Genomic DNA, 22,177 nt, shown 5'->3' with positions numbered 1-22,177 from the left:
ACAATTTCCCTAACAAGGTTTGCTTTCCAAAATACTTAATTTCAAAAAAAATATAATGTCTAACCAGCAACTCGCTTTTCTTTTAGCTAGGATTACTTTAGGAATCAACCTTTTCCTACACGGATTTGTTCGGATACCAAAACTGGAAATGTTTGCTAACGGACTCACACAGGGTTTTGAAGGCACGATGCTTCCTCTCGCATTAGTAGCAGTTGTGGCTTACGCTATTCCTTTTATTGAAGTGGTACTGGGAATTTTTATTCTCTTAGGTATTTATAGTAAAAAAGTATTAGCTGCGGCAGCAATTTTTATAATGCTACTTATCACTGGTTGTGCGTTTAAAGAAGATTGGAGCGCGATCGGCACACAAATGCTTTACGCACTATTCATCTTTTTTCTTCTGAAAAATCTTGAATACGAGGTGTGGACGTTGAAAAAGAGTAATAAGTAGTTGGAATTAAAATTTAAGACAACAAAAGCTAGAGCATAGACCTAACAATGATTAAATTTTAGTCTATATTCTATTAGCAAAGCGGCTTTATTTAAACAAAAAAGATATAAAAATGGATTATCTATTAAAAGACAAGAAGGTATTTATTTCAGGATCAACCAAAGGTATTGGATATGCAGCAGCAAAAACTATTGCTTTTGAAGGTGCTGAAGTGATTATTAACGGAAGTTCGCAAGAATCTGTAAATACTTCTTTAGAAAAATTAAGAGAAGAAACTAGTAGTAAAAAAATAAGTGGAATTGCCTGTGATTTTAGCAATACTAAAGAAATTGATACTTTAATTACGCAACTTGGCAGCGTTGATGTTTTAGTTAACAACGTAGGTATTTTTGCCAACAAAGATTTCTTTGATACCACAGATGAAGATTGGCAGCAGTTTTATGATATCAATGTAATGAGTGGTGTTCGACTCTCGCGTGCTTTAATGCCAAAAATGATGGAGAAAGGTTGGGGAAGAATCATATTTATTTCTAGTGAAAGTGCTTTGAATATTCCGGTAGAAATGGTTCACTACGGAATGACCAAAACAGCAATGCTGGCAATTTCACGAGGTTTAGCTGAAATGACTACAGGAACCGGTGTTACCGTTAACAGTGTTTTACCTGGACCAACTAGAACCGAAGGATTAGAAAAAGATGTTCCTGAAGATCAGAATTTTGAAGACTTCCAAAAAGAATTTTTCGAAAACGATCGTCCGACATCGATTTTGAAACGTTTTGCCGATCCACAAGAAGTCGCCAATATGATCGCTTATGTGGCAAGTCCGCTTTCCTCAGCAACTAATGGCGCCAAACTAAAAGTTGAAGGTGGAGTGGTGAAATATATTTAAATAGTAGTGAGATAGGACAAATAGAGCATAGATATGGACAGACTTAAGAATCATAATTTTTCAATCTGTTGTCTATAATCTAAAAATCACAGCGATCTAAAATCTAAAATAAAATGGGAATAGAAGAATTTGATGTTTTTGTAATCGGTACCGGAACTGCCGGAAAAAGCGTAGCTAAAGATTGCGCAAAAGCCGGCTGGAAAGTAGCTATAGCCGATAATCGGGAATATGGTGGCACCTGCCCCAATCGAGGTTGCGATCCAAAAAAAGTGTTGGTAGGGATTACCGAAATTATCGAGCGTTCCCAAAATATGCTGGGATTGGGAATTTCAAAAATGCCCGAGGTAAGTTGGCAAGATTTACAGAAATTCAAGTATAAATTTACGGGCGCTATTCCCGCTGCCACCGAAAAAGATTTGGCTGCTCTTGATATTAAGATGTACCATCAATCGCCTAAATTTTTAGACGAAAACACGCTTTCGGTAGAAGGAAAAACGGTAAAGACCAAAAAAATCGTAATCGCCACTGGTAATAAACCCATGCCGCTTAAAATACCGGGAGCCGAATTAATGCTGAACAGTGACGATTTCCTGGAGTTGGAGAAACTTCCAGAATCGATGATTTTTATTGGTGCCGGCTATATTGGAATGGAATTCGCTCATATTGCCGCCCGACTTGGCGTTGAAGTTACGGTAATTGATACCGAACCCAGACCACTTTCAAATTTTGATGAAGATATGGTGGCGCATCTTACCGAAGCTTCCGAAGCTATTGGCATCAAATTTATGTTTAATGCGAAAGCTTCAAAAGTAGAAAAGCTTAGGAAATACCTTCGGGTGACTGCAGAAACGAAAAACGGAGAAGAAATTTCAGCAAAAGCAGAACTGATTTTTAATACCGCAGGACGTGTTCCTTCGATTGACGAATTAGAACTGGAAAAAGGGAATGTCGCTTTTAGTAATAAGGGAATTACCGTAAATGAGCATCTACAAAACACGACCAACGCAAGTGTTTATGCTTGCGGAGATGTTTCCAATAGTGAAGGTTTACCACTAACACCACTTTCTTCCCAGGAATCGCGGGTGGTTTCAGCGAACCTTTTAGGAAAATATAATAAAACCGAGGCGCATTATCCGCCACAACCTTCTGTCGTGTTTACACTGCCCAACGTGGCTTCCGTAGGGCTTTCAGAAAAGCAAGCCAAAGAAAGAGGTTTTGATTATGTAGTAAAACACAAATCAGTACCCAGCTGGTTTAATTCAAAACGTATTGCCAATCAGCATTACGCGTTTAAAGTGATTAAAGACAAGGAAACCGAAAAAGTTCTCGGCGCTCATCTTGTAGGTCCAGATGCCGGAGAAATGATTAATATGTTTGTAATGGCAATGTGTGGCGGTCTTTCCTGTCACGACCTTAAAGCGATGATTTTTGCCTACCCTACGTGGAGTAATGATATTAAGGGAATGACATAGATCTAAAATTTAGACCGCTAATGTTATTAGACTTTTAAAATTAGTCATTTTTAATCCTATTTAGAACCCCATAAGAGTAATAAGATTCCAAAATGAACTCCAGGATGACGAGTTGTTTCTATTTTCTAAAAGAAAAGCGATGTATTATTTATTTTCTAAAACAGAAAAAGCAAATCCAACCTAATAACTAACTCTTCATTTATTTATCATTCGATACATAACATTTTGTTTCCTATTGATAAAACCATGGTAACCTGCATTTAAACCTATTAGAATGGCTCCTGCTAAAGCTGTAAAAGCAATAAGATTTTCTGAGGAATAATGACGCATATAAATAGCAATTAAACCCCAAATACCTACAGCAGCAAACTCACGCATATTTCGGGTATAAATTAAAACGATATTTAATACTGTGGCAACAACAATCATTATCAATGTCCATTGCGTTTCTGTAAAAAAGGCACCATCCCAACCTATTTTTGCTAAATAAGCCGCAATATTTGCAATTGTTGCAACTGCAATCCAACCAGCATATAAACTTATTGGCCACCACCCAAAAGCCAGTGTAGTAAGAGGAGCATTCCAACGCTCCATATTGGTCTTCAAAATTATTTTTATAAGCGCAAAAAGGATTATAAACATTACAACTATCGATAGTGCTGTATATTCATATAACCACAAAACGACCCAACTGGCAGTAGCTAAATTAGCAATCACAAACCAGTATTTTGATTTCGACATAAATTCAAAATCATTTTTAGCGTAAAATACCTGATAAAGTTGATAGCCCACTAAAGCCAATAAACCTAAATATATAAGCCCCCAAATGGCAAAAGCATAATCTGCCGGAGTAAATAAATTAGCATATTTATGGCTTAAACTTCCCATTGTATTTCCGTTAAGCTTTACTGCTTGCGTGTAATAACTTATAAATAGTGCAATAACTACAGAAATTGCATTACTGAGAGCAATGAATTTTAGTTTCATAATATATTAATATCGTCTCTTTTTAAACATGATTCGGATCTACAGACTTCCACTTTTAACTAAGAACGTAGATCTGAACTAGATTCAGTATAAAAATTTAAGATGAATTTAGCGAAGATGGCTGTAAGCTTGTGTTACTTTGGCGTTAAAGTTTATGCCACTTTTATTACCTCTTCTGATGCACAAACATATATTTGGTCTTTCGGGCTTGGTGTCATTAAAAAACAGCCAGTAAATTCACCAAATGCAGGTAAAATTAATTGATTTTCACTTCTGAAAAAGCATTTCAATTTCAAAACCTGTTTACCAAAGCCTTCTAACCGATACCCTGGATGAATATGACCGCAAATAGTAAAAAACCCTGTTCTTTTTTCTGGATGATGTGTGAGTAGAAACTTATTAATTATCAATTCTTCTACAAGCTCAATATCTAATGAAGAATACTGAATTGGTGAAATAATATCGTGATTTCCTGCAATAAGTGTCATTGAAATTTGCTGCTTCTTGACCCAATTTTCAAAAACATACCATTCTGAATTAAACGAACTATGAAACAAATCGCCCAGAAACACTACTTTTTTTGGTTTAAAACGTTTAATCGCTGCCGTTAAGCGTTCAAAATTAGCCTGAATTGCTTGTTGCGGTACCGCACTCCCATTTTTTCGAAAATGAGATATCTTTCCCAAGTGCACATCAGCTACAAGCAGCATTTTTTGTTCTTCCCAATAAGAAACACCGCTGAAATTCAACAGAAAATGGTTATTTAGAATGGTGATTTCCAATTAGCTATTTTACTTCTTCAAAAATAATTTCCTTATTTGTTTTAGGAATGGTGGCCAAATAATAGGGCTGCATCATTCCCATAGTAGCCATTCCTTCAGTTTGAAATTTCTTCATTTTAATTACCACCGATTCTTTTTTATTCTCTATTGTTGAAATTTTGATAGAATATCCACCTTTATTTCGTTGTTTATCAATTAAAGCAATAACTATTTGTTTATCAAAATCGACGGAATTTACTTGGTCTTCTTCTATAGCGGCATTAACAGTATTCATTTTAGCTACCAAATCTTTCCATTCTTTTTGATTTTTAAGAACTCTATTCTTTTCTGATAAGCCTTCAGCACCATTGCCATATAAGTTGCCTTCAGCAATTAGACTCGAATTTATATTTTGTAGTTTTTTAGCTGAATTACAACTAAACATTAATATCGCAAAACAGAAACAAACTAATTTTTTCATAAAAATTTATCTTTTTAAAAATCTAAGATAGAAATTTAGTTATTGAATAGTGGCTGAATTAACATGCTTTCTAGAGCATGGATTGAGCATAGAAATTCTTTATTGATCATAAATCAACCACTTCATCTTCGCTCAATATAAGTAAAGTATTGTTGAAAAGGTGAAATAGACTGCGTGACTAATATAAAAAACTTCAGCATTCAAAATATCTTAAAACTTATAATATGCTGGTGCAAAATGTTCAAAAATTGGCATGAAAACTTTTCAAATGATCCACAAAAAAAACCCGAAATCTAATAAGATATCGGGATTCTATATATGCTAAAAGCAGTTTACTTTTATTTAGTACTAGCTGCTAAATATTCACGATTCATTCGAGCTATATTGTCTAAAGAGATTCCTTTAGGACATTCAATCTCACAAGCTCCGGTATTGGTACAGTTTCCGAATCCTTCTTCATCCATTTGTCTAACCATAGCCATCACACGCTCGGTAGCTTCTACTTTCCCTTGTGGAAGTAATGCAAACTGAGATACCTTTGCAGAAGTAAATAACATTGCACTTGCATTCTTACAAGCTGCCACACATGCTCCACATCCAATACAAGTAGCGGCATCGAAAGATTCGTCTGCTTTAGCTTTTTCTACTGGAATAGAGTTTGCATCTATTGTATTACCTGAAGTATTTACAGAAACATACCCCCAAGATTGCTGAATTCTATCGAAAGCAGAACGATCTACAATTAAATCTTTAACTACCGGAAAAGCATCTGCTCTAAATGGTTCTATTGTAATTGTATCGCCATCGTTAAACTTTCGCATATGCAACTGGCAAGTTGTAATTAGGCGATCTGGCCCATGAGGCTCTCCATCTATTTGTAATGAACAAGTTCCGCAAATTCCTTCTCTACAGTCGTGATCAAACTCTACTGGTTCTTCTCCCTTTGCAACTAACTCTTCATTTAAAACATCTAGCATTTCAAGGAAAGACATATCCTCTTCAATTCCATCGATAGGATATTCAACTATTCCTCCTTTTGATTTGGCATCTTGTTGACGCCATATTTTTAATGTAAGTTTCATACGTAGTGTATTGTGTTTTGTGTAAATAATTTTACACTTACATTGTTATTTGTAACTTCTAGTTTTTAATTCGATATTGTCGAATATCAATTCTTCTTTATGTAATACCGCTTCGCTAGGTAATCCTTTAAATTCCCAAGCTGCTACATACCTAAAGTTTTCATCATCCCGTAAAGCCTCTCCTTCTTCAGTTTGATATTCTTCTCTAAAGTGACCTCCACAAGATTCATTTCTATGTAAAGCATCTTTAGCAAATAGCTCTCCTAATTCTAAGAAATCGGCTACTCGACCAGCTTTTTCTAATTCTGAATTCTTGCTTCCCGGTGTTCCAGTTACTTTTACATTTTTCCAGAAATCTTCACGTAAGGCTTTTATTTCTTCAATAGCTTCTTCTAAATCTTTTGCGTTACGGGACATTCCACATTTATTCCACATAATCTTACCAAGTTTTTTGTGGTAAGTATCTACAGAATGTTTTCCTCCGGCATTCATCAATTTATTGATTCTATCTTGAACTGCTTTTTCAGTCTCTTTAAATTCAGAAGATTCAATTGATATTTCTCCGGTTTGAATATCATTTGAAAGATAATCTCCAATAGTATAAGGAAGTACAAAATAACCATCTGCAAGACCTTGCATTAAGGCAGAAGCTCCTAATCGGTTAGCACCGTGATCGGAGAAGTTTGCTTCTCCTGCAGCGTAACACCCAGGTATTGTTGTTTGCAAATTATAATCTACCCAAAGTCCACCCATAGTATAGTGAACGGCCGGATAAATCATCATTGGAGTTTCGTATGGATTCTCATCAACAATTTTTTCGTACATCTGGAATAGGTTACCGTATTTCGATTCGATTACGCCTTTTCCTAATTTTATAATCTCTTCTTTTGAAGGATTCTTGTGTCCTGAAGTAAATGCTTTTTCTTTTCCATAGCGCTCAATTGCACTAGAAAAATCTAAATATACCGCTTGTCCTGTTTTGTTAACACCAAAACCAGCATCACAACGTTCTTTAGCAGCTCTAGAAGCAACATCTCTAGGTACTAAGTTACCAAAAGCAGGATATCTTCTCTCTAAGTAATAATCTCTATCTTCTTCAGAAAGTTCTGTTGGGCGCTTTTTACCAGCTCTAATAGCTTCGGCATCTTCTTTCTTCTTCGGAACCCAAATACGTCCATCATTACGAAGAGATTCTGACATCAATGTTAATTTTGATTGTTGATCTCCTGTAACAGGGATACAAGTTGGGTGAATTTGTGTATAACAAGGATTTGCAAAAAATGCTCCTTTTTTATGTGCTCTCCATGCAGCAGTAACATTACATCCCATTGCATTGGTAGACAAGAAGAAAACATTACCATAACCACCAGTTGCTAACACTACTGCGTGAGCAGAATGGCGTTGGAGTTCTCCTGTTACCATGTTACGAGCAATAATACCTCTAGCTTTGCCATCTACTAAAACAATATCCATCATTTCATGACGGTTATAAGCACGTATTTTACCACGATTTATTTGGCGGTTCATTGCAGAATAAGCACCTAATAATAACTGTTGTCCTGTTTGCCCTTTGGCATAAAAAGTACGAGATACAAGAACCCCTCCAAAAGAACGGTTATCTAAATATCCACCATATTCACGGGCAAAAGGAACACCCTGAGCTACACATTGGTCAATGATATTTCCAGACACCTCAGCTAAACGATATACGTTAGCTTCTCGAGAACGATAATCTCCTCCTTTTACAGTATCATAAAAAAGTCGATAATCTGAATCACCATCTCCTTGATAATTTTTAGAAGCATTTATACCTCCTTGTGCTGCAATTGAGTGTGCACGTCGAGGAGAATCTTGGTAACAAAACGTTTTTACGTTATACCCTAGCTCTGCTAAGGTTGCTGCAGCAGCACCACCAGCTAAACCAGTCCCTACTACTATAACATCTATATTACGCTTGTTAGCAGGATTAACTAGATTAATATCGTTCTTATGTTTAGTCCATTTATCCTTTAGTGGGCCTTCTGGTATTTTTGAGTCTAAAACTGACATAATTCTTCCGTATTATAGATTATTAAAGTAATGGAACAATGCTACAAAAATAAACCCTAAAGGTACAATGATAGCATAAGCCACTGTAAAACCTCTCAATCCTTTTGCATACTTGTTGCTCCATCCCATTGATTGAAAAGATGAAGAAAACCCATGAAGTAAATGAAGCATTAAGAATATAAAAGATATTACATAAAGCACCACTCGAACCGGGTTTTGAAATTTCGCTACTAATTCATGATAATAGCGTGTTGGCTCCGCAGGATTAGCTTCAATATATTTATAGGCAATCTCTGGAAACCAGAAATCATAAAAATGAAGCCCTAGAAAAGCTAATACCACTATTCCAGTGTAAATCATATTTCTAGACATCCAGCTAGTGTTAGCTGATTTGCTATATTTAACATATTTTACAGATCTTGCCTTATTGTTTTTATACTCTAAGACGAAAGCCATCACAAAATGAAAAATAACCCCTAGTATTAATATGGGTTGAAGTACAAACTGGACTAAGCCATTAGTTCCCATGAAATGGGAAGCCTCGTTAAAAAAATCTTCGCTTATAACAGAAGTGAAGTTGGTAAATACATGAAGTGCTAAAAATAAGACTAAAAAAAGTCCTGAAAGAGCCATAGCAAACTTTCTTGCTATTGTTGAATTTAGGAAACCACTCATTTTGGTTTAAGTTTTATAAAAAGTTGTCTAGCAAAAATAACTTTATCCCTTTTTTCTTACAAACATTTTATGTAGTTTAAATGCTATTTAGAATTAATATAAAATAGTCGATTTTATAAAAAAAAACGCTAAAAATCCCGATCTTTTATCAAATAGAAAATTACAGCATTTATTTTTTAGTAAATTATTAAAATAAAAAAAGCCATTCGATTTAAATCGAATGGCTTTTTTTATTTTATCCATAGGCTTTTTATTCCACAGTAACTTCTTTTTTATAGGCATCGGAATGTACATTAGCCACTGCTCTACCTGAAGGGTCGTTCATGTTTTTGAAAGACTCATCCCACTCTAACGCAGTTGGCGTACTACAAGCTACTGAAGGAACTGAAGGAACCGATTTTGCAGCAGCATCACTAGGGAAGTGTTCTGCAAAAATAGATCGGTAATAATACTCCTCTTTACTAGATGGCGGTTGTATTGGGAATTTAAAATGGGCATTTTTCAATTGCTCATCACTTACTTCCTCTTCCACCATTTCTTTCAAAGTATCTATCCAGCTATACCCTACTCCATCAGAGAATTGCTCTTTCTGTCTCCAAGCAACACTTTCTGGCAAGTAATCTTCAAAAGCTTTACGAAGTACCCATTTCTCTATACGCTCCCCAGTAATCATTTTATCTTTTGGGTTTAAACGCATTGCCACATCCATAAATTCTTTATCTAGAAATGGAACTCGACCTTCAATTCCCCATGCACAAAGCGATTTATTAGCTCGTAAACAATCATACATATGCAATTTATCAAGTTTTCTTACTGTTTCCTCATGGAAATCTTTAGCGCTAGGTGCTTTATGGAAATATAAGTATCCGCCAAAAATTTCATCGGAACCTTCTCCAGAAAGTACCATTTTAATACCAAGAGACTTTATTGTTCTTGCCATTAAATACATAGGAGTAGATGCTCGTATGGTAGTTACATCGTAAGTTTCTAGGTGGTAGATTACATCTTTTATAGCATCTAATCCCTCTTGAATAGTAAATTTAATCTCATGATGTACCGTATCTAAATGATCGGCTACTTTTTTTGCAGCAGCTAAATCAGGAGATCCTTCCAATCCAATAGCAAAAGAATGTAGTCTTGGCCACCAAGCTGCATCTTTATCATCACTTTCTATTCGTTTTTCAGAATATAATTTTGCTACTGCTGAAGTTATGGAAGAATCTAGCCCACCTGATAACAATACTCCATAAGGAACATCACTCATTAATTGACGGTGAACTGCTTTCTCTAAAGCTTCTTTTAAATCTTCAATACTAGTTTCATTATCTTTCACAGCATCATATTCCATCCAATCACGCTCGTACCATTTTTGGAAACCTTCTTCTGTACTAGACAAATAATGTCCAGGAGGAAATAATTCAATTTTAGTACATTTTCCTTCTAAAGCTTTCAATTCTGAAGCTACATAGAACGTTCCGTTTTGATCCCAACCTATATAAAGAGGAATAACTCCAACATGATCTCGAGCAATTAAATATTCGTCTTTTTCTACATCATAAATCGCAAAACCAAAAATTCCGTTTAATTCATCTAAAAATTTTGCGCCTTTTTGCTTATATAATGCAAGAATTATTTCACAATCTGATTCTGTTTGAAAATTATAGTCTGGGCATTGCTCACGTAAAGCTTTATGATTATAAATCTCACCATTAGCAGCAAGTACTAATTTTTTATCTTCCGACAATAATGGTTGTCCACCGGAAATAGGATCTACAATTGCAAGACGCTCATGCGCTAAAATTGCTTTTTCATCACTATAAATTCCACTCCAGTCTGGCCCTCTATGTCGTAAACATTTAGCCATTTCTAATAATTGAGGTCGTAAACTTTCAGCCTCTTGTTTTAAATCGAATGCACAAACAATTCCACACACAGTTTTAGATTTTTAAGTATTAATTCTGAAACAAATATCACCCAAACATTTCATTAAAAAAGCATATAAACACATTTAACTTACATCAATAAACAATATAATGCAAAATGAGTTATTATTTAAAATAACATAATGCAATTTTACTTTTTTTCTTTTCAGAAGTAATTTTAAAAGACCTGCACTTATCATTTATAAGATTCTGCACTAGTAAAAGATAAAAATTAGCCTTCGATTAACAGCTATTCTAAGCGGTGTTTTATAGCTTTGAGGGAAATTTTGAATTTTTAATTATGAAATACGAGCAGATAAACAAAGACCTTTTTATAAAAAACCGTAAAAACTTTATGGCTCAGATGATGCCTCAGAGTTTAGCTGTTTTTAATGCTAACGATATTTTCCCAATTGGTGCAGATAGCACAATGCCTTTTCAACAAAACAGAGACTTATTTTATTTAAGTGGTGTGGACCAAGAAGAAGCTATTTTGGTATTATTCCCAGATGCTCCAAAACCGAAACACCGAGAAATTTTATTTTTAACAGAAACGAATCCGCACATTGCTGTTTGGGAAGGCGAAAAACTTACCAAAGAAAAAGCTTTTGAAGTTAGTGGTATAAAAACGGTGTATTGGCTTCAAGATTTTGAAAAAGTTTTTTTCGAAATTATGGCGCAAGCTGATACTATTTATTTCAACAAAAACGAACATTATCGCGTACAAGGAAGTATTCAAACCGAAACTAGAGACGATCGGTTTATAAAATGGTGCAAAGACAAATACCCAGCTCACCGAGTAGCAAAAAGTAATCCTATTTTACAACGCTTACGCTCAGTTAAAGACCCTATCGAGCTAGATTTAATGCAAAAAGCTTGTAATATTACTGAAAAATCGTTCCGCAGAGTTTTACAATTTACAAAACCAGGTGTTTGGGAATATGAAATTGAAGCGGAATATTGGCATGAAATGATTAGAAACCGTTCTAAAGGTTTTGCTTACACACCAATTATTGCTAGTGGCAATAACGCCAATGTACTTCACTACACAGAAAATAATCAACAATGTAAAGCCGGAGAGTTAATTTTATTAGATACCGGAGCAGAATATGCAAACTACTCTAGTGATATGACGCGTACAATCCCTGTATCCGGGAAATTTACCGATCGCCAAAAACAAGTTTACAATGCGGTAAATAATGTAAAAAATGAAGCTACTAAATTGTTAGTACCCGGAACTATTTGGGCAGATTTCCATAAAGAAGTAGGTAAATTAATGACTTCTGAATTATTAAGTCTTGGTTTATTAGATAAAGCAGATATACAAAACGAAAACCCAGACTGGCCAGCTTATAAAAAATACTTTATGCATGGTACAGCACATAATATAGGTTTAGATACCCACGATTACGGTATTTTAACTGAACCTATGAAGGCCAACCAAGTATTTACCGTAGAACCTGGTATTTATTTACCGGATGAAGGTTTCGGAATTCGTTTGGAAGATGATGTAGTGATTCAAAATGAAGGAGAACCTTTCAACTTAATGCGAAATATTCCAATTGAAGCAGAAGAGATTGAAGAAATTATGAATTCATAACCTAAATTTTGCCTTATAATAATCGAAAATCGATTATTATAAGGCTTTTTATTTTTATTAATTATGGAAATAACATTCGAAAATTCAAGTATTCATTTTACCAATAAAGGAAGTGGAAACCCTTTAATTTTATTGCATGGTTTTCTAGAATCGGTTTCTATTTGGAACGATCTTCAAGAAAAATTAGCTAAAAATAGGCAAGTTGTATGTATCGATTTACCCGGACATGGTAAAACCGGTAATTTTGCCGCTATACACTCCATAGAATTAATGGCAGATGTAGTTAACCAAGTTTTACTGCATTTAAATATTAAAAAGGCAGATTTTGCCGGACACTCGATGGGCGGTTATGTATGCACAGAATTTTTGAAAAAATATCCTGAAAAAATTAATAAAGTTGCTTTAATAAATTCAACTCCTTCAGCAGATTCTGAAGAGAAAAAGGAAAATAGAAATCGTGCTATTAATTTAGTAAAAAAAAATAAAGATGCATTTGTGAGCATGGCTATTTCAAATTTGCTAACTCCAGAAAACAATTTAAAATTTAAATCTGAAATTCAAGATTTAAAGGCAGAAGCAATAAAAATGCCTGCAGAAAATATTATAGCTGCTATTTTTGGAATGCGAGACAGAGAAGATAGAAAAGAAGCCTTCAAAAATCATCCTTCAGAAAAATATATAGTGATTGGTATGCAAGATCCGGTACTCGATGTCGCCAAAACCACGACTATTGCTAAAAACACCGGTTCACATATTGTAAATTTTCCCGACGGACATTTATCATATCTTGAAAACAAACCACTTATACTGAATTTCCTACAATCTATCGCTTAAAATATTCCATTTAACAAAAAATTAAATGGTTTTTGGGAATTCTTAGCATTGTTTTTTAACTTTATGACATCAAAAAATTAAAAATCAATCATTTATATGAATAAAGATCCCGAAAAATTTTCTTTTGTAAAATTATACTGTCGCATTTTTGGCCACAAATTAAAAGTGACCAAAAACGTAACAGATCATGTATGTGAATATCGCTGTAAACATTGTGGCGAAGAACTTACAGATACCGCTAACGGTTTTTTAGCTCCTTTAACCCGAAAGTTTAAAGAAACCAATGCTTATATTGCTAAAATTCACCGTCGTCGTAAAAATCGAAAAAGTAAACAATTCGCTAAAGCTTCTTAAGCTTCTTCTGACTCTTTATCCATAGAGTTCCAGCCTCTAGCAATTAATTCTACAGCCTGATTGGCTCGTGTAATTAAATGCATGCCTTCATGCTCTTCGGTCATATGGCCAATAACCGTAAAATTAGGGTTCCCTTTTATTTTATCGTAATCAGATTGTGAAATAGTAAATAGTAATTCATAATCTTCACCCCCACTTAATGCGATGGTGGTACTATCTAGTTCAAACTCTTCGCACACTGAAATTACCGCTGGATCCAACGGAATTTTTTCTTCGTAAAGTTTAACTCCTGTTTTTGAGTTTTTACAGAGATGTATAATTTCAGAAGAAAGCCCGTCGCTTACATCAATCATAGAAGTAGGCTTTAAATCGAGCTCTTTTAATAATTTCGGAACATCTTTTCGTGCTTCTGGTTTTAACTGGCGCTCAATTAAATAGGTATATGGTTCTAAATCGGGTTGTGCGTTAGGGTTGGCTTTAAAAACTTGTTTTTCACGTTCTAGAATTTGCAAGCCCATATAAGCAGCACCTATATCGCCACTTAGAACTACCAAATCGTTACTTTGGGCACCATCGCGGTAAACAACAGCCTCTTTTTCTGCTTCTCCAAAAACCGAGATACTAATAAATAAACCTGAAGTAGAAGAAGTGGTGTCGCCTCCTATCACATCGATATTATAGACATCTGCTGCTAATTTTATTCCTGCGTATAATTCTTCTAAAGCCTCTACAGTAAAACGATTAGATGCTGCAATCGAAACGGTAATATGCGTCGCTTTTGCATTCATTGCATAAATATCGGAAAGGTTTACAATTACCGATTTATAGCCTAAATGCTTAAGCGGCATGTATGCTAAATCGAAATGAACTCCTTCCACAAGCATATCGGTACTAATAAGTGTATGCTTATTGGAAAAGTCTACCACAGCAGCATCATCTCCAATGGCTTTAATGGTTGAGGAATGCTTCGGGGCAAAATGTCTTGTTAAATGATCTATCAATCCAAACTCTCCAAGTTCAGAAAGTCCAGTTCGAGTCTCTTCGCTATTATCAAACATCAATATTTTTTTTACAAAATAAATGAATAATAAAGCAACACGCTATTTTAAATAAAATTTAACTACAAAATCATATTAACATTTTCCTTAAACCAGTCTAAATTAATACTAAAATTAAAGGACTTAAAAGTAAAAAATAATAATTTACAACTGATTTTCAATAAGTTAAAAAATTGACACTATTAGCTTTATTTATTACCCTATCAGTAAAAGAAATTTTAGGTATATGGTTAAACGTATCTTTTAATGTATATTTGTAAACTGATAAATTTAAGCTTTTTAAGCGATGGTAAAAGTACATGAAAACGCAAAAAACAAGATAACCGCCCTAATGGCGGAAGAGGGCTTTGATAGTTTACGAGATTTTGTGCGTGTTGGCGTAAAAAGTGGTGGTTGTTCCGGATTATCTTATGATTTGAAATTTGACAAATCAAAATCTGAAGACGATAAGCTTTTTGAAGATAATGGTATAAAAGTAATTGTAGATAAAAAAAGTGTTTTATACCTAGCTGGCACTATTTTAGAATATTCTGGTGGATTAAACGGGAAAGGCTTTGTTTTTAATAATCCAAATGCACAAAGAACTTGTGGCTGCGGAGAAAGTTTTTCATTATAAATCTCCAAAACATCCTTCACAGGGTGCTAAAACATAGAACAATACGAAATGGCATATACTGAAGACGATTTAAAAAAAGAACTCGAAACCAAGGAGTATGAGTATGGATTTTATACAGATATAGAATCTGACACATTACCTATTGGTTTAAATGAAGATATAGTTAGAGCAATCTCTAAAAAGAAAAATGAGCCGGAATGGATGACAGAATGGCGATTAGAAGCTTTTAGAGCTTGGGAAAAAATGGAAGAACCGGAATGGGCTAACGTACATTATGTGAAACCTAATTTCCAAAATATTTCTTACTACTCTGCTCCTAACAAAAAACCTAAATACGAAAGTTTAGACGAAGTTGACCCTGAGCTATTAGATACTTTTAAAAAGCTAGGAATCTCTATAGATGAACAAAAAAAGCTTACAGGTGTAGCTGTAGATGTTGTGATGGATTCGGTTTCAGTAGCAACAACGTTCAAGAAAACATTGGCTGAGAAAGGTATTATTTTCTGTTCTATTTCTGAAGCCATTCAAGAACATCCTGAATTGGTTAAAAAATATTTAGGTACAGTAGTTCCTAAAAAAGATAATTTTTACGCAGCATTAAACTCGGCTGTATTTAGTGATGGTTCTTTCTGCTATATTCCTAAAGGAGTACGTTGCCCTATGGAGCTTTCTACCTATTTTAGAATCAATCAAGCAGGAACCGGACAATTCGAAAGAACACTGGTAATTGCCGATGAAAGTAGTTACGTAAGTTACCTAGAAGGTTGTACTGCACCAATGCGAGACGAAAACCAATTACATGCAGCTGTAGTAGAGCTTATAGCATTAGATGATGCTGAAATTAAATACAGTACGGTTCAAAACTGGTTTCCAGGCGGAAAAGATGGCAAAGGTGGTGTTTTCAACTTTGTAACTAAACGAGGATTGTGTGAGAAAAATGCAAAAATATCTTGGACTCAAGTTGAAACAGGATCTGCTGTAACTTGGAAATATCCTTCTTGTATATTAAAAGGAGATAATTCGGTTGGAGAATTTTATTCTATTGCTGTTACTAATAACTATCAGCAAGCAGACACAGGAACTAAAATGATACACTTAGGTAAAAATACTAAGAGTACTATTATTTCTAAAGGTATTTCTGCAGGTAAATCACAAAACTCCTATAGAGGTTTAGTTAAAGTAAACCCTAGAGCTACTAATGCTCGTAATTTCTCGCAATGCGATTCGCTATTAATGGGTAACCAATGTGGAGCACATACCTTCCCATATATAGAAGCTCAAAATAAAACCGCAAAAATAGAGCATGAAGCAACAACTAGTAAAATAGGAGAAGATCAAATTTTTTACTGTAACCAACGAGGTATCGATACTGAAAAAGCAATTGCACTAATCGTAAATGGCTTCAGTAAAGAAGTACTAAATAAATTACCAATGGAGTTTGCTGTAGAAGCTCAAAAACTACTAGAAATTTCTTTAGAAGGTTCTGTAGGATAATCAATTATAAAAAGGAAATGAAATATATTTTGTTCATCGCAATCATTCTTGTAGGCTTTACAGCCTGCAAAGATGAATCTAATACAGCTAGTAAACAGAAAAAAGTGCGAACTGTAACCGAACAAGATAGTATCCCTACGCTAACGGGAAACTTTATTTTTGCAAATAATGTAGCGCTTTTACGAGGAGACGATTTTATTTACAATGTAGAGATAGATAGTCTTAGTAGAAGTTTAGCTAAAAAAGTTGCTCCTTACCAAAAGGAAGATTTCGATATGATTCCGGTTAAAGTAAGCGGAAAAATTAAAGAAAGTCCTAGAAGGAAAGGAATTAAAGAAAATTTAGAATTGCGAAAAATTATTGCTGTTTTAGCAGATAGCACAGAAATAAAAAAAGAAAATTAAAAACCCTATTATAAGCCTATACAGCTTATAAATGTAGATAATAGAAGTATGCTTAAGATAAAAAATTTACACGCTAATATAGATGGGAAAGAAATCCTAAAGGGAATTAATCTTGAAATTAACCCAGGTGAAGTTCACGCTATTATGGGGCCTAATGGTTCAGGAAAAAGTACTTTATCATCCGTAATTGCCGGTAGAGAGGAATTTGAAAAAACGGAAGGAGAAATCATTTTTGAAAATCAAGATCTTTCTGAACTTAATCCTGAAGAAAGAGCTCATAAAGGCGTGTTTCTTTCTTTCCAGTATCCCGTGGAAATACCAGGTGTTTCTGTGACTAACTTTATGAAAACAGCTATAAATGCTCATCGTAAAGCTAAAGGTCTAGAAGATATGCCTGCTAACGAAATGCTTAAGCTAATTCGCGAAAAATCTGAATTATTAGAAATAGATCGTAAATTTTTATCTCGTTCTTTAAACGAAGGTTTTTCGGGAGGAGAGAAAAAAAGAAACGAAATATTCCAAATGGCAATGCTAGAGCCTAAATTATCTATTTTGGATGAAACTGATTCTGGATTAGATATCGATGCACTTAGAATTGTATCTAATGGCGTAAATAGATTAAGAAACGATAATAATGCTGTTTTAGTTATTACACACTACCAACGTTTATTAGATTATATTGTACCAGACGTAGTACACGTTTTAATAGATGGTAAAATTGTAAAAACAGGTGGTAAAGAACTTGCTTACGAGCTAGAAGAAAGAGGTTACGATTGGGTTAAACAGGAAAAAGCGGTTTAATATTAAAATTCAATAACTAAGCGCTGATTTTTTTCAGCAAAACGAATTTTAATAAACCCGATAAACGGAAAACAATGGATTTAAAAGATAAATTAGTATCATCATTTCTAGCTTTCGATGAGAAATATCAAGTAGCTGATGATATTCACCAAATACGTAGTGAGGCCATTAAAGATTTCGAAAATTTTGGCTTTCCTTCTAAAAAAGAAGAAGAGTGGAAATATACCTCACTAAACCAAGCCTTAAAAGATAACTATAGCATTTTCCCAAAACAAGAAGATGCTATTGAATATAACCACATTAAACAGTATCTAATTCACGATGTAGATACTTATAATTTGGTATTTATAGATGGCATTTATTCATCACATTTATCAACTACTACACATGATAAAATCGATGTTTGCTTAATGTCTTCTGCGCTAAATAAAGATAAATTTAAACCTATAATCGACAATTATTTTAATAGAATTGCGCCTAAAAATGGTTTAAATTCTTTAAATACAGCATACACTAAAGAAGGTGCTTTTATTCATATTCATAAGAATGTGATGGCTGATAAACCTATTCAGATTATCAATTTTTCTACGGGCAACGAATCTTCTTTATTATTACAACCAAGAAACTTAATAGTTGTAGATGAAAATTCTCATGTACAAATTATCGAACGCCACCAAAGTCTTAGTGATCACCCAGTTCTAACCAATTCGGTAACCGAAATTTTTGCAGATCGTAGAGCTATTGTAGATTATTATAAAATCCAAAATGATAGAAAAAACGCTTCTTTAATTGATAATACCTATGTCGAACAACAATCTGAAAGTTTATGTTCAGTACATACATTTTCTTTTGGTGGTAACATCACTAGAAATAATTTAAATTTTTATCAAAAAGGAGAACGTATAGATTCTACATTAAATGGAGTTACTATTATTGAAGATAAACAACATGTAGATCATAATACTTTGGTACATCATACCACTCCTAACTGTGAAAGTCACCAAGATTATAAAGGTATTTTTTCTGATAGATCTACCGGAGTATTTAATGGGAAAGTAATTGTAGAAAAAGAAGCGCAACAAACCAATGCATATCAGTCTAACAATAATATTTTGGTAGACGATAAAGCAAGCATAAATTCTAAGCCACAGCTGGAAATTTTTGCTGATGATGTTCGTTGTAGCCATGGTTGTACAATTGGACAGTTAGACGATGAAGCTCTTTTTTACCTTCAATCTCGAGGAATTCCTAAAAAAGAAGCTACCGGTTTATTAATGTATGCATTTGCTAATAACGTTTTAGAAAGTGTAAAAATACCAGAAGTTAAAAATAGAATTAACACCTTAATTGCTTTAAAATTAGGGGTAGAACTAGGATTCAATTTATAATATCCTATTTCAAAATAATTTTTAGTATATGAGTACATCCACGGATGCTTTAAAATATAATATAGAATCTATTCGAGCAGATTTCCCTATTCTTCAACGAAAAGTAAACGGATATCCGCTAGTATATTTCGATAATGCAGCTACTTCACAAACTCCAAAAGCAGTGATAGATGCTATTACCGATTATTATTCTAATTATAATGCAAATATACACCGTGGCGTACATGCTTTATCACAAGAAGCAACCGATAAATACGAACAAGCTCGACTAAAAATTCAGCAGCACTTTAATGCTGAAAAGAGTCATGAAATAATTTTCACTTCCGGAACTACGCATGGCATTAACCTTGTTGCAAACGGATTCTCTGATATTCTAAAAAAAGGAGATGAAATTATTGTTTCTGCCTTAGAACATCACTCCAATATTGTTCCTTGGCAAATGTTGGCTGAAAAAACAGGAGCCGTTTTAAAAGTAATCCCAATAAATCAAGAAGGAGAATTAATAGTTTCTGCTTTTGAAGAATTACTTTCAGAAAAAACAAAATTGGTTTTTGTAAATCATGTATCGAATGCGCTTGGAACCATTAATCCTATTAAAAAAATAATTGATACTGCTCATAAATTTGATGCCGCTGTTTTAATTGATGGAGCACAAGCAGCTCCACATATTAAAGCTGATGTTCAAGCATTAGATGCCGATTTTTATGTGGCTTCTGCACACAAAATGTGTGGCCCTACAGGAGTTGGTATGTTATACGGAAAAGAAAAATGGTTAAATAAATTACCTCCTTACCAAGGAGGTGGAGAAATGATTGCTACTGTAACTTTCGAAAAAACTACTTACGCTGAATTACCTCATAAATTTGAAGCTGGAACACCTAATATTTGTGGAGGAATTGCTTTTGGAGCTGCATTAGATTATATGAATTCCATAGGATTCGAAAATATTGCAGCATACGAAGAAGAGTTACTAAAATATGCTACTCAAAAACTTTCGGAAATAGAAGGAATGATTATTTATGGTGTTTCAAAACAAAAAGCATCCGTAATTTCATTCAATTTAGAGGGATTACATCCTTACGACATGGGAACTATTTTAGATAAACTTGGAATAGCAGTAAGAACCGGCCATCATTGTGCTCAACCTATAATGGATTTCTATAATATACCAGGTACAGTTCGTGCTTCTTTTTCTTTCTATAATACAAAAAAAGAAATAGATATCTTTATAGAAGGAGTAATTAAGGCAAAAAATATGCTGTCATAATTCATTTTCAAAATTCATATAAGCGTTTTTTTTGCCATTTATAGCAGAATCTTAAAACGTTAAATAAATCTCAAATTTTCAAAATCAATCGGTTAAATAATCAATTCTTATTTTTGATTTTTTAAGGAATAGTATCTTTGTTGCTCCTTTAGTAAAACTGTTACGAGCTATTCCTAAATTTAAAAAATAAGAGGCTCAGTTTGTTACTAAAAAATTCGAGTGAAGTTTAGTAAGTTTGGCGCTATAAACCTACTAAACTAAATAGTAGAATTAATTAAGGTTTTTACAAACCCTATAAAAATAAGAAAAAGTGAGTAAATCTATACAAGAAGAACAAGCAGAGATAATCGATGAATTTTCAATGTTTGAAGATTGGATGCAACGATACGAATACATGATAGAGCTCGGGAAATCGTTACCTCTAATAAACGAGAAATATAAAATTGATGAAAATTTAATTAGAGGTTGCCAAAGTAAAGTTTGGGTTCATGCTGAATTAAAAGGGAATAAACTTCTGTTTACTGCAGATAGTGATGCCATTATCACCAAGGGAATTGTAGCTATACTTATTCGTGTATTCTCAAACCAACATCCATCAGATATTTTAGAGTCAAACACTGATTTTATAGATGAAATTGGTTTAAAAGAACACTTATCGCCTACCCGAGCTAATGGCTTGGTAAGCATGATTAAGCAATTAAAAATGTATGCTATTGCATACCAAACTCAATTAGATTAATAATGGGACAAGAAATAAATACAGAAGAATTAGGAGAAAAAATTGTAAAAGTGCTTAAAACTATTTACGATCCTGAAATTCCTGTAGACATTTATGAGCTAGGACTTATTTATGACGTAATGGTTAGTACCGATTATGATGTAAAAATTTTAATGACACTAACTACTCCTAATTGCCCAGTAGCAGAAAGTTTACCTCAAGAGGTTGAAGAGAAAGTAAAATCGTTAGATAGCGTTGAAGATTGTGAAGTTGAAATAACTTTTGACCCACCATGGACTCAAGATCTAATGAGTGAATCAGCTAAACTAGAGTTAGGTTTACTATAATAAGTATTAGGTAAATGGCAGACGAAATTATTAACAGAGTTGCAAACAGTAAACTAATTACTTTTAATTTAGAAGAGTATTATCCCGAAGGTAAAAGAGTAAGTTTCGATATTTCTACTTGGTTATTAGAAGGTTTTGTATTGCGCGAAAAAGTCTTTAGAGAAGAAGCTAAAAAACACGATTGGAGCCAATACCAAGACTGTTTTGTAGCTTTAAATTGCAGTACCGAGGCTATTATTCCAGCTTGGGCTTACATGCTATTGGCTACTTATTTACAGCCTTATGCCAAAAAAGTAATTAGCGGGAGTTTAAAAGATTTAGAAACGATTATTTACACCGAAGTAATTCAAAATTTAGAACTTTCAAACTTAAAAGACAAACCCGTTATTGTTAAAGGTTGTTCTAATAAACCTGTACCTGAAAATGCATATATTCTTTTAATTAATAAACTACAACCAATTGCAAAAAGTATAATGTATGGCGAAGCCTGTTCTTCAGTCCCATTGTACAAAAAAAAGACTAACTAA

The 22,177-nt window shown here is 33.9% G+C and carries 23 protein-coding genes; 15 read left to right on the top strand and 8 right to left on the bottom strand.

The annotated features are described in order from the left end of the window. The first annotated feature begins 55 nt into the window (after window positions 1–55). The 3 genes from ACN0WI_RS01125 (at window position 56) to ACN0WI_RS01115 (ending at window position 2,812) form a co-directional block, all read left to right on the top strand. The gene (locus ACN0WI_RS01125; protein WP_417884763.1) at window positions 56–451 is read left to right on the top strand and encodes a DoxX family protein; all 396 of its coding nucleotides are present in this window, start codon (window positions 56–58) and stop codon (window positions 449–451) included. A 112-nt stretch (window positions 452–563) separates the two neighbouring features. After that, entirely contained in the window at window positions 564–1,340 is a 777-nt protein-coding gene (locus tag ACN0WI_RS01120) for an SDR family NAD(P)-dependent oxidoreductase (RefSeq protein ID WP_417884762.1), read from the top strand. Between the two features lie 113 nt (window positions 1,341–1,453). Beyond that, complete coding sequence (locus ACN0WI_RS01115) at window positions 1,454–2,812, top strand: dihydrolipoyl dehydrogenase family protein (RefSeq protein ID WP_417884761.1); 1,359 nt, start codon at window positions 1,454–1,456, stop codon at window positions 2,810–2,812. A 195-nt stretch (window positions 2,813–3,007) separates the two neighbouring features. Here the strand turns inward: ACN0WI_RS01115 and ACN0WI_RS01110 are convergent, their stop codons facing one another. The 7 genes from ACN0WI_RS01110 to asnB all read right to left on the bottom strand — a co-directional run bounded on the left by ACN0WI_RS01110 (window position 3,008) and on the right by asnB (window position 10,780). Next, a complete protein-coding gene (locus tag ACN0WI_RS01110) occupies window positions 3,008–3,799 on the bottom strand; it encodes a tryptophan-rich sensory protein (protein ID WP_417884759.1) in 792 nt (263 codons plus the stop codon). A gap of 152 nt (window positions 3,800–3,951) precedes the next feature. Beyond that, entirely contained in the window at window positions 3,952–4,581 is a 630-nt protein-coding gene (gene pdeM / locus ACN0WI_RS01105) for a ligase-associated DNA damage response endonuclease PdeM (protein ID WP_417884758.1), read from the bottom strand. A gap of 4 nt (window positions 4,582–4,585) precedes the next feature. Further along, window positions 4,586–5,041, bottom strand: coding sequence for a hypothetical protein (locus tag ACN0WI_RS01100; RefSeq protein ID WP_417884757.1), 456 nt, complete (start codon window positions 5,039–5,041; stop codon window positions 4,586–4,588). 338 nt (window positions 5,042–5,379) lie between these two features. Then, complete coding sequence (locus ACN0WI_RS01095) at window positions 5,380–6,123, bottom strand: succinate dehydrogenase/fumarate reductase iron-sulfur subunit (protein WP_417884756.1); 744 nt, start codon at window positions 6,121–6,123, stop codon at window positions 5,380–5,382. Window positions 6,124–6,168: 45 nt separating this feature from the next. After that, window positions 6,169–8,172, bottom strand: coding sequence for a fumarate reductase/succinate dehydrogenase flavoprotein subunit (locus ACN0WI_RS01090; protein ID WP_417884755.1), 2,004 nt, complete (start codon window positions 8,170–8,172; stop codon window positions 6,169–6,171). Window positions 8,173–8,184: 12 nt separating this feature from the next. After that, window positions 8,185–8,847: a succinate dehydrogenase cytochrome b subunit gene (locus ACN0WI_RS01085; protein ID WP_417884754.1), complete on the bottom strand. Its 663-nt coding sequence runs from the start codon at window positions 8,845–8,847 to the stop codon at window positions 8,185–8,187. A gap of 250 nt (window positions 8,848–9,097) precedes the next feature. Further along, window positions 9,098–10,780, bottom strand: coding sequence for an asparagine synthase B (gene asnB, locus ACN0WI_RS01080; protein ID WP_417884753.1), 1,683 nt, complete (start codon window positions 10,778–10,780; stop codon window positions 9,098–9,100). 290 nt (window positions 10,781–11,070) lie between these two features. Between asnB and ACN0WI_RS01075 the strand changes: the two genes are divergently transcribed. The 3 genes from ACN0WI_RS01075 to ACN0WI_RS01065 all read left to right on the top strand — a co-directional run bounded on the left by ACN0WI_RS01075 (window position 11,071) and on the right by ACN0WI_RS01065 (window position 13,557). Then, the gene (locus tag ACN0WI_RS01075) at window positions 11,071–12,369 is read left to right on the top strand and encodes an aminopeptidase P N-terminal domain-containing protein (RefSeq protein ID WP_417884752.1); all 1,299 of its coding nucleotides are present in this window, start codon (window positions 11,071–11,073) and stop codon (window positions 12,367–12,369) included. A 63-nt stretch (window positions 12,370–12,432) separates the two neighbouring features. Beyond that, window positions 12,433–13,203: an alpha/beta fold hydrolase gene (locus ACN0WI_RS01070; protein WP_417884751.1), complete on the top strand. Its 771-nt coding sequence runs from the start codon at window positions 12,433–12,435 to the stop codon at window positions 13,201–13,203. 96 nt (window positions 13,204–13,299) lie between these two features. Then, entirely contained in the window at window positions 13,300–13,557 is a 258-nt protein-coding gene (locus ACN0WI_RS01065) for a DUF1660 family phage protein (RefSeq protein WP_417884750.1), read from the top strand. Here the strand turns inward: ACN0WI_RS01065 and thiL are convergent. After that, window positions 13,554–14,615, bottom strand: coding sequence for a thiamine-phosphate kinase (gene thiL / locus ACN0WI_RS01060; RefSeq protein ID WP_417884749.1), 1,062 nt, complete (start codon window positions 14,613–14,615; stop codon window positions 13,554–13,556). The two genes, ACN0WI_RS01065 and thiL, sit on opposite strands and share 4 nt — an antisense overlap. A 286-nt stretch (window positions 14,616–14,901) precedes the next feature. On the opposite strand from thiL, the gene ACN0WI_RS01055 reads away from it, so the two are divergent. The 9 genes from ACN0WI_RS01055 (at window position 14,902) to ACN0WI_RS01015 (ending at window position 22,177) form a co-directional block, all read left to right on the top strand. Beyond that, window positions 14,902–15,231 carry a HesB/IscA family protein gene (locus ACN0WI_RS01055; RefSeq protein WP_417884748.1) on the top strand — a complete coding sequence of 110 codons (330 nt, stop codon included), beginning with the start codon at window positions 14,902–14,904 and terminating at the stop codon, window positions 15,229–15,231. 48 nt (window positions 15,232–15,279) lie between these two features. Beyond that, window positions 15,280–16,725, top strand: coding sequence for a Fe-S cluster assembly protein SufB (gene sufB, locus ACN0WI_RS01050; protein WP_417884747.1), 1,446 nt, complete (start codon window positions 15,280–15,282; stop codon window positions 16,723–16,725). A gap of 17 nt (window positions 16,726–16,742) precedes the next feature. Next, complete coding sequence (locus ACN0WI_RS01045; RefSeq protein WP_417884746.1) at window positions 16,743–17,129, top strand: hypothetical protein; 387 nt, start codon at window positions 16,743–16,745, stop codon at window positions 17,127–17,129. 48 nt (window positions 17,130–17,177) lie between these two features. Beyond that, complete coding sequence (gene sufC, locus ACN0WI_RS01040) at window positions 17,178–17,930, top strand: Fe-S cluster assembly ATPase SufC (protein WP_417884745.1); 753 nt, start codon at window positions 17,178–17,180, stop codon at window positions 17,928–17,930. A gap of 74 nt (window positions 17,931–18,004) precedes the next feature. After that, window positions 18,005–19,318, top strand: coding sequence for a Fe-S cluster assembly protein SufD (gene sufD / locus ACN0WI_RS01035; RefSeq protein WP_417884744.1), 1,314 nt, complete (start codon window positions 18,005–18,007; stop codon window positions 19,316–19,318). Window positions 19,319–19,346: 28 nt separating this feature from the next. Beyond that, window positions 19,347–20,585: an aminotransferase class V-fold PLP-dependent enzyme gene (locus ACN0WI_RS01030; protein WP_417884743.1), complete on the top strand. Its 1,239-nt coding sequence runs from the start codon at window positions 19,347–19,349 to the stop codon at window positions 20,583–20,585. Between the two features lie 361 nt (window positions 20,586–20,946). Beyond that, window positions 20,947–21,324: a SufE family protein gene (locus ACN0WI_RS01025; RefSeq protein WP_417885093.1), complete on the top strand. Its 378-nt coding sequence runs from the start codon at window positions 20,947–20,949 to the stop codon at window positions 21,322–21,324. Window positions 21,325–21,326: 2 nt separating this feature from the next. After that, window positions 21,327–21,650 carry an SUF system Fe-S cluster assembly protein gene (locus ACN0WI_RS01020; RefSeq protein WP_417884742.1) on the top strand — a complete coding sequence of 108 codons (324 nt, stop codon included), beginning with the start codon at window positions 21,327–21,329 and terminating at the stop codon, window positions 21,648–21,650. Between the two features lie 14 nt (window positions 21,651–21,664). Next, entirely contained in the window at window positions 21,665–22,177 is a 513-nt protein-coding gene (locus ACN0WI_RS01015; RefSeq protein WP_417884741.1) for a DUF2480 family protein, read from the top strand.

It is taken from the genome of Zunongwangia sp. (genome assembly GCF_048269745.1).
In the GTDB taxonomy this organism is placed as follows: domain Bacteria; phylum Bacteroidota; class Bacteroidia; order Flavobacteriales; family Flavobacteriaceae; genus Zunongwangia.
The sequence above is the reverse complement of the archived record's forward strand: the minus strand, read 5'-3'. Positions and strand labels throughout refer to the sequence as shown.